Source organism: Brevundimonas sp. EU05-FHT14B11 (assembly GCF_058790835.1).
In genome coordinates, this window is sequence record NZ_JBYTCY010000005.1 from 1 (window position 1) to 890 (window position 890).

Here is an 890-nt window from a genome sequence, read left to right on the forward strand (position 1 = left end):
CCGACGATCAGGATGCGCGTCGGACGACCCGACTTGGCGTAGTTGGCGGCCTGCGTGACCACCGATTGGGCTTCGGCCGTGAGGTCCGAACGATCCCAGTCGAAGTACACGATGAACTCGCGGTCGGCCGGGACCACCGGGCGCGGCGGAGGCGGCGGCGGCGGGGGAGGCGGCGGGGGCGGCGGGGGCGGCGGCGGCGGGGGCGGCGGGATGTACGCCGGCTCGTCGGCGCCGAACGCGTAGCGCAGGCCCAGGGTCAGGGTGTGGCTGTCGTCGTAACGGCCCGCGAAGTCGCCGGTCAGCGCCGTGTTGGTCGCGTTGACCGGGCTGACGAAGGAGGCGAACTCCATGTTCGACATCAGGTAGCGGTAGGTCAGGTCCAGATGGGCCCGATCACCGATCGCCCAGGCCACGCCGGCGATGGCTTGCGCCGCCAGCTTGGTCGAGGTGTCGTCCGCGCCGAAGCTGGTGGTGCGGAAGCCGCCGAACGAACCGATGAACTCGGTGTTGACGATGTTCACGCCGGCGCCCAGGCCGATGAACGGACGGAAGGCCCACGACTCGTCGCCGAAGTCGTAGATCACGTTGGCCATGATCGTGGTCGACTTGATCTCACCGCTCGGATCGGCGCAGGGGCCGGTCGCCGGGGTCAGATTGCAGACGCCGGTCAGCGGCGAAGCCGAGTTGGCGTTGGTGACCGAACCGAAGTCGCCACCGTCACGGTAGCCGCCTTCGAGTTCCACACGCCAGTTCTCGTTGAACCGGTAGCCCAGACGGGCGAAGGCCGCCCAGCTGTCTTCAACTTCGAAGTTGAATTGCGGACCGGCGTTTTGCGACACCAGTTCCAGGTCGTCGATGGTGTGGTACCCGGCGTCGATCGCCCCGTACCA

The 890-nt window shown here is 68.1% G+C and carries 1 protein-coding gene; it reads right to left on the minus strand.

Going from position 1 to position 890, the window contains the following annotated elements; genetic code table 11:
- On the minus strand, window positions 1-890 hold an 890-nt coding region (locus AC3WRV_RS16805), incomplete at both ends, for an outer membrane beta-barrel protein (RefSeq protein ID WP_492314143.1).